The organism is Streptomyces sp. NPDC004126 (assembly GCF_050275515.1).
Taxonomy (GTDB): domain Bacteria; phylum Actinomycetota; class Actinomycetes; order Streptomycetales; family Streptomycetaceae; genus Streptomyces.
In genome coordinates, this window is sequence record NZ_JBNNPF010000113.1 from 1 (window position 1) to 5,647 (window position 5,647).

Below are 5,647 nucleotides of genomic sequence, written 5' to 3' on the forward strand. Positions count from 1 at the left end.
CGCCTCACCGGCGAGAACCCCATCTCCTGGCGCGACCCGAAGAAAACCGCAGAACACCCGATTCCGGGATGAAACATCGGACGAAAACGACCTCTGACGGCCAGGGCGACGAGGGCACCCCGCTGTACGTGATGACCAAGGAGGCGGACGGCCCCCTGGCTGCTGACCGCTTGCCAGAACACCGCGGTCCACAAGGACTAGGACGGGGCGGGCCGCCCCAATAGGCCATGCCGATCGTGCGTCGGTGGATTCCGACGCTTGAACGGGGAGCCCCAGCCGGTCGTCGACGGTACGGTCGGGGCGAGTTCTCAAAGAGAAGACGGGGTAGGCATGAACGGTACGGATGGGATGGGCGGGAACGTACGCGGCTGGCTGAGGGCGTTACCCGTGTTCGAGGGACCGCTCGCGTCCTTCGACCCAGGGACGGCGCCGGAGGATCCGGTGGACCTGTTCCTGGACTGGTTGCGGTCAGCGGTGTCCGCCGGGGTGCCCGATGCGCACGCGATGACGGTCGCGACGCTGGGCGAGGACGGGGTGCCCGACGCGCGGGTGCTGATCGTGAAGAACGTGGACGCGGCCGGCTGGCAGTTCGCGGCGCACGCGTCGAGCCCGAAGGGCCGGCAGCTCGCGGCGGTGCCGTCGGCGGCTCTGACGTTCTACTGGCCGGTGCTGGGCCGGCAGGTGCGGGTCCGGGGCCCCGTCGTGGAGGCGGGCGCGGAAGCCAGTGCGGCTGATCTTCTGGCCCGTGCCGTTTCCGCGAGGGCCGAGGTCCTGGTCGGCCGGCAGAGTAAGCACCTGGCCGACGAGGGCGAGCGTGACCGGCTCGTCCGGGCCGCGCTGGCCCGGCTGGAGGCGGAGCCTGAGCTGGTGAGCCCGCAGTGGATCCTGCACACGGTGGTACCCTCGTCGGTGGAGTTCTGGCAGGCGGACAAGGACCGCCTCCATACCCGCCTGCGCTACGAACGGCCCCACCACGACCGGCCGTGGCGGCGCCACCTGCTCTGGTCCTGACCCTCCCCCTCCAGGGCGGCAGACATATCCCGGTACGCCGCACCCCATGCTGCCTTGATCTACGATCACGGGCCAGGCGAGCCCGGAGCAGATCACCGCGGTCCGCACGGCACCCGCCCGAGGACCGGAGTCGGCGGGATCAGGTCCGGCAGCGCCAGCGTCGACAGATCCGCCCGGTCACCGGGTGGCGGGGCTTTGCGGAGAGTTTGGGCCCCTGGGCTGTATGGCGGCTCAGGGGCCCGGGAGAGGCGCCCGGCGGTTTCTCCCTGGGCTGGTTGCCGCACGGCTGGCTGCACGGTTGGTGGTGCGGCGTCCGGGCGTGGTCCTACTGGGGGAGGATCTCGGTGTTCTGGCAGGCGACCAGGCACCATTGCCCGTCTTCCTTGGCCATGACGTAGAGGGGGGTGCCAGCGTTTCCGATGGGCTCTCCGTCCAAGGTCCGGTACTGGGCGTGGGCTTTGACGGCGGCGACGTCGGGGCGGATGAAGAGGACGTCTACCACCTCGTAGGTGGCGGTTGAGTCCTTCATGGCGCCGGGCAGGACGTGGTGGGTGAAGGCGGAGATTTCGTTCCGGCCGGTGAGGCGCTTGCCGTGTCCCGTGGTCCAGATCGCGTCGTGCCGGAAGAGGCTGACGAATTCCTCGGGCAGCTCGTTCTGCTGGGAGTGCTCGAGTGTGGCGATCACCTGCTTGATCGCCGAGATCTCGGATTCCTGCGCCTGCTGGTCAAAGTTCATCGTGTCCATGCCCATCATCCTGGAACCTCAACCTGGCTTGAGGTCAAGTCCCGGCGCGACAAATCGAAGTCGGCGCCGCACACGTCGAAGCCTGCATCTGGCAGGTCCACTCGCTCGGGCCGGAGGCGCCCTTGTGTTCCTGGAAGCCGGGCGAGGTGTTCCGGGGCCGTCACCCCGACGAACGTGTTCGAGCCTCGGCAGGCGTCCCGGGCGGGTCGTGGAAGGGGCGTGCCGCCTTCGTGATTTCGTCGTTTCACGGGAAGGAGAGTGCGTGACCTGTGGAGGCTGATGTGGCGGATGGTCGGATCGGGCTGGCCGAGGTGCTGGCGGCGGCGGAGGCAGCCGCGCCGGTGGACTCCCTCGATGTCGTGGCGCGCAACCTGCGTAACCGGTTCGGGGTCCGATATATGTCATTCCTGTTCGTCGATGTGGTCGGCATGCGTCTGCTGAGGGTTCACGACACGACAGCCGCCTACCACGAGGACCGCGCAGGGCAGGCCCCTCTTTCCGGTCGCAGCGTCTACGACGAGGTTCTGCGCAGTCAGCGGCTGGTGCTTGCGATCTCTCGGTTTCATGTCAGTGCGCCACCTGCACGAATACCAACCCGTGACAGTGGAATCGCCGAGATCTCTCACATCCATGACAGTGAGACCTGCCCTCAAAACCGGCTCCGACCAGCGTCAACGCACAAGCCCGCGCTGTCTCTCACACCACTGTCACGAAACCGAGAGATCGCAACTGATCGCCAAGTGGATCAGCTACCAGGTCCTCGACACCGAACGCCAGGACTGGCGCCGCGGCATCGAAGCCGCCTGGAGGTACCGGGAACGCGAGCAGCACCTGGAGGTGCCCTACGACCACGTGGAAGGTGCGCACCCCCTCGGGCGGTGGCTCTCCGACCAGCGCCGCGCCTTCCGCGCCGGACAAATAACCGGGGAACGGGCCGCCGAGCTGGAGGAACTGGGGATCGTGTGGGACACCGCCGACGCCGGCTTCCAGGAGAACCTCGCCGCCGCGCGGGCGTACTACGAGCAGCACGGGACGCTGGCCGCGCCGCGGCACGCGACCGCACTGGACAAGCCGGTGGGGCAGTGGCTGACCAACGTCCGCCGGCCCGGCGGACTCGGCAAGGACCCCGGCCGGGCCGAGCGGCGGGCCGCCGCCCTCGCCGCGATTGACGAGGACTGGAACCCGGGCGACGACAACCACGGGTGGACGGTGGACTGGCAACGCCAGTACGCGGGCCTGCGCGCCCTCCTGGCGGGCGGTGCACGCCTCGCCGCCGTGGTGCCGAGGGTGACCTGGCACGGCGAGGACATCGGCCGGTGGACGGCCACACAGCGCCGCGACTTCCGCCAGCTCAACGAGGAGCGGCAGCGCCGCCTGACCGAACTCGGCGTGAAGCCCGCGCGGGCCGTACGGGCCCGTACGGCGGCCGCGGAACCGGGCACGGCCGCAGGGTCCGGGCGGGGCGCGGAAGCCTTCCAGGCCGGCATCCGAGCCCTGCAGCAGTACATCGCCCGGGAAGGCGGCGGCCTGCCCAGGCGGTCACACGTCGAGCACCTCCCCGACGGGACCGAGCACCGCACCGGGGTGTGGATCGCCAACCAACGCCAACGCCGCGACCGGCTGGATGCCGCGCAGCTCGAAGCGCTCGCCGGGCTCGGGGTCCAGTGGGCGCAGTAGACGTTGAGGCTGCTGGCCGACTCGGCCCCGGCCAACTCGCCGACCTCGGTCCCGACCGGGTGGCTATGTAGGTAAGTTGTTTCAAGAACGTTTGTTGCTCGGCGTCGAGAACGGCTGACGCTATGGGAAAGCGATGTCGCCGAGTCTTGAGAACGTGTGGGCGCTTGCTTCCGGGCTGCGGTCATGCTGCGCACGATGATGGACCGAGTGATCCCGTCATGAAACCGGCGCTAGAGCCCATCGGCCGGGTCTGGTTCTCCTCCTAGGACTTGTCCGGCCGATCATGTGACTACTCCGCGCCGAGGTCGTTGATGCGGTCATGGGGCGGGGTGATCTGAGTGACGCCGAGTGGGAACGGCTGCGGCCGTTCCTGCCGGTCAGCAACAGGCGTTGTGGCCGGTGGCGGGATCACCGACAGGTGATTGACGGGATTCTGCACCGGGTTCGGACCGGTGTGCAGTGGCGTGACCTGCCTGAACGGTTCGGTCCATGGAAGACCGTGTATGAACGTCACCGGCTGTGGTCGGCCGACGGGACATGGGAGCGTCTGCTCCGGCAGGTCCAGGCCGCCGCCAACGCGGCGGGTGAGATCGACTGGGACATCTCGGTGGATTCCACCATCGTCCGCGCGCACCAGCATGCGGCCGGTGCCCGCACCGATCTGCCGCCGGCCCCCGCATCAAAGGGGGCCGAACCGGCGGAACACCAGGACGAAACGCCGTGGCAGAGCCTGAGCGCCCGCCTGGTGGAGGTGGTGCTGGAGGCGAGGGCTTGGGCCGCTCGCGCGGCGGGTTCACCACCAAACTCCACCTGAGTGCGGACGGCCGCTGCCGCCCGCTGTCCCTGATCGTCACCGCAGGCCAGAGGGCTGACTGCACCCAGTTCAAGCCGGTCCTGGAGAAGATCCGCGTGCCGAGGCCCGGACCGGGCAGGCCCCGCAAGAAACCGGACAGTCTCGCGGCCGACAAGACCTACAGCAACGGGCCGTGCCGCGAGTACCTGCGGCGACGCGGTATCAGGCACACGATCCCGGAGAAGACCGACAGCCAGGCCGCCCGCCTGCGCAAAGGCTCACGCGGCGGACGGCCACCCGGCTTCGACGAACAGCGGTACAAGAAGCGCAACACCGTCGAACGAGCGATCAACCGCCTGAAACAGCACCGAGCCGTCGCCACTCGCTACGACAAGCGCGGCTACGTCTACCTCGGCACCGCGACAGCAGCAGCCCTCACTATCTGGCTCCGGTCCTGATCAGGGCCAGTCCTCGGTGATGGGGTACATGTGGGCGTAGGGATTGGGCTCGCCTGTAGAAGGATCCAGTCCAGCCCTGAGCCGTCGATGCTGCTCTCGCCAGCTGACGAAGGTGTCTGTCCGCTTCCAGAGCGACGCATCGCCGAGTGGGCAGGCCTCGAACTGGCCCAGCATCATGCGGGTGATGAACTGGACCATGTTGCAGTCGAACAGGGCCCACGGCGACTCGCCCCACGAGTGGTGCCGGCGCCAGGCTATGACAGGCCACCTGTCCGGATCTGGGTCGTTCATAAGCCAAGCCATCTCGTTGGCGTTCATTCCAGAACCCCAGGGCAGGACGGCATCGGCACCCAGCGTCACGTCTGGGACTCCTCCGTCCTCCTCCCAGAGCCCGCGGAGGCCGACCATCATGCCTCCGATGTGACACCCTTCCCACCCGCGCACCTCACTCGGCAGCGGGGGCAGAATGACGAGCTCTCCGATATCGCCCACGCCGTACGTGTCCAGCAGAGCCTTGTAGTCACTCGGCAATTTGACGCCTAGCGCAGCTTCGGCCACAGCCCAGTCGATCTGCTCGCCGCCTGCGAAGTCTGCCGGCACGAGGTCGAGCAGTACCGCGACGTCGGGATGAATACCCATGGTGAAGCCCCTTGAGGTCAGTGGTTAGCAACCTTAGTTGTGTGGGCTGACACCGTTGCCCGTAGCCAGGTCCCCAGAGCCGCCAATGTTGTTCAACATGGAAAGCCAGGACTGTGACCACCGAACACAGCTGGGAGAAACCCTCAATAGGACAACCTCAGCAACCATCCCGGCCGGACCAGGCGAGCACGCCCCATACCGTCCAACGCCATGATCGGCCGGACAGCTCCTAGTAGTGCTTTGTTAGCTGGTCTTGTCGTGTCGGGTGTCTGGTAGTTCGCTGGTTGTATGAGGGCTGGGGAGCTTGCGGCGGTGCGGGGCCGG

At 67.8% G+C, this 5,647-nt stretch carries 4 protein-coding genes and 2 pseudogenes; 4 read left to right on the forward strand and 2 right to left on the reverse strand.

The window, feature by feature from the left end:
* Window positions 1-330: 330 nt before the first annotated feature.
* A complete protein-coding gene (locus ACQKM2_RS40470) occupies window positions 331-1,011 on the forward strand; it encodes a pyridoxine/pyridoxamine 5'-phosphate oxidase (protein ID WP_427719135.1) in 681 nt (226 codons plus the stop codon).
* A gap of 325 nt (window positions 1,012-1,336) precedes the next feature.
* On the opposite strand, the gene ACQKM2_RS40475 is transcribed toward ACQKM2_RS40470, so the two are convergent.
* Window positions 1,337-1,756 carry an SgcJ/EcaC family oxidoreductase gene (locus ACQKM2_RS40475; protein ID WP_427719137.1) on the reverse strand — a complete coding sequence of 140 codons (420 nt, stop codon included), beginning with the start codon at window positions 1,754-1,756 and terminating at the stop codon, window positions 1,337-1,339.
* A 281-nt stretch (window positions 1,757-2,037) separates the two neighbouring features.
* Between ACQKM2_RS40475 and ACQKM2_RS40480 the strand changes: the two are divergent.
* The 3 genes and pseudogenes from ACQKM2_RS40480 to ACQKM2_RS40490 form a co-directional block, all read left to right on the forward strand.
* Window positions 2,038-2,307: pseudogene (locus ACQKM2_RS40480) on the forward strand (serine/threonine-protein phosphatase); the annotation flags it as partial.
* Window positions 2,308-2,386: 79 nt separating this feature from the next.
* Complete coding sequence (locus ACQKM2_RS40485; RefSeq protein WP_427719139.1) at window positions 2,387-3,433, forward strand: helicase associated domain-containing protein; 1,047 nt, start codon at window positions 2,387-2,389, stop codon at window positions 3,431-3,433.
* 319 nt (window positions 3,434-3,752) lie between these two features.
* Window positions 3,753-4,684, forward strand: a pseudogene (locus ACQKM2_RS40490) (IS5 family transposase).
* Here ACQKM2_RS40490 and ACQKM2_RS40495 read toward each other — a convergent pair.
* Complete coding sequence (locus ACQKM2_RS40495) at window positions 4,685-5,323, reverse strand: SMI1/KNR4 family protein (protein ID WP_427719142.1); 639 nt, start codon at window positions 5,321-5,323, stop codon at window positions 4,685-4,687.
* Window positions 5,324-5,647 lie beyond the last annotated feature (324 nt).